The sequence below is a fragment of the Cryobacterium sp. MLB-32 genome, assembly GCF_000738085.1.
Classification (GTDB): Bacteria; Actinomycetota; Actinomycetes; order Actinomycetales; family Microbacteriaceae; genus Cryobacterium.
The window spans coordinates 1-1564 of record NZ_JPRS01000371.1 but is presented as its reverse complement, the minus strand read 5'-3'; the positions used below and the strand labels follow the sequence as shown (position 1 = coordinate 1564).

Here is a 1564-nt window from a genome sequence, read left to right as displayed (position 1 = left end):
TCAGGGCAATCCTGACCAAAATCGTGCTGCTGGGAATCGTTGATGCCATGGCGGTCTATGCCCTCTTCATGCTGCTCGCGAAGCAGCAGTGGCTGGTCTTCGGCCTGGTGCTGGTCGTCACTCTCGTCGTGAACTGGATCTACTTCTCACCGGGCAAGCTGCCGGCGAAGTACCTCACTCCCGGCCTGATTTTCCTGATCGTTTTCCAAATCTTCGCCGTGGGCTATACCGCCTACATCGGCTTCACGAACTACAGCACCGGGCACAACAGTGACAAGGCCCAGGCCGTGTCCGCGCTGATGAGCTCGGCGCAGGAGCGCGTGCCGGACTCGCCGACGTACCAGGTGACCGTTGTCGACCGGCTCGGGCAGCTCAGCCTGCTCGTGACCGACCCGGACGGCCGGGTCAGCATCGGAAACAATGATTCTCCGCTCACGCTCGTCTCGGGTGCCACGATGGATGCCGGCCAGGCCGTTGCCGCCGACGGATACACAAGCCTGAACTTCTCCGAGGTCATCGCACGCACCGCGGAGATCACCGCGATGGCCGTGCCGCTCTCAAGCAACCCCAACGACGGCAGCCTGCGCACCCCCGACGCCAGCAGCGCCTACGTCTACGTCTCCTCACTCGTCTACGACGAGCAGGCCGGTACCATGACGGATGCCGACGGCGGCGTCGTGTACTCCGACACCGGTACCGGGGCCTTCACCTCCGCCGCCGGCGAGGAGCTGCTGCCCGGGTGGCGCATCAACGTCGGCTTTGACAACTTCACTCGCGCGTTCACGGATCAGGGCATCCGTGGTCCGCTGATCAGCGTGACCGTGTGGACATTCACCTTCGCGGCTCTCTCCGTGGCAAGCACCTTCCTGCTTGGACTGTTCCTGGCGATCGTCTTCAACGACCTGCGAATGCGCGGACGCAAGTTCTATCGCATCGCCATGATCCTGCCGTACGCATTCCCGGCCTTCCTGTCTGCGCTCGTCTGGGCGGGCATGCTCAGCGAGGGCTTCGGGTTCGTCAACCAGGTGCTCCTGGGCGGTGCGGAAATACCCTGGCTGACCAATGAGTGGCTCGCCAAGTTCAGTATCCTGCTCGTGAACCTGTGGCTGGGCTTCCCCTACATGTTCCTGGTGTGCACGGGTGCGCTGCAGTCGATTCCCGAGGAGCTGCAGGAAGCGGCAACGGTTGACGGCGCAAGCCCCTGGGCGGTCTTCCGTCTCATCAAGCTGCCGCTGCTGCTCGTGTCGGTCGCCCCGTTGCTGATTGCATCCTTCGCATTCAACTTCAACAACTTCAACCTCATCTACATGCTCACCGGTGGAGGTCCGCGCGACGTGGATGCGAGCGTGAACGTGGGTGCCACGGACATCCTGATCTCGTTGGTCTACAAGGTCGCCTTCTCGGGCCAAACGCGCGACTACGGTCTGGCCAGCGCATTCTCGATCATTATCTTCGTGCTGGTGGCGGTCATCTCGATCATCAGCTTCAGAAAGACCAAAGCGCTGGAGGAGCTGAACTGATGACAATACAGGCAACCCGAACCGAGGCTTTCGTCCCGGTCAAA

At 62.0% G+C, this 1564-nt stretch carries 1 protein-coding gene; it reads left to right on the top strand.

Translation table 11 applies throughout. The annotated features are described in order from the left end of the window. On the top strand, positions 1-1520 hold a 1520-nt coding region (locus JF66_RS18670), incomplete at its 5' end, for an ABC transporter permease subunit (RefSeq protein WP_035880367.1). Positions 1521-1564 lie beyond the last annotated feature (44 nt).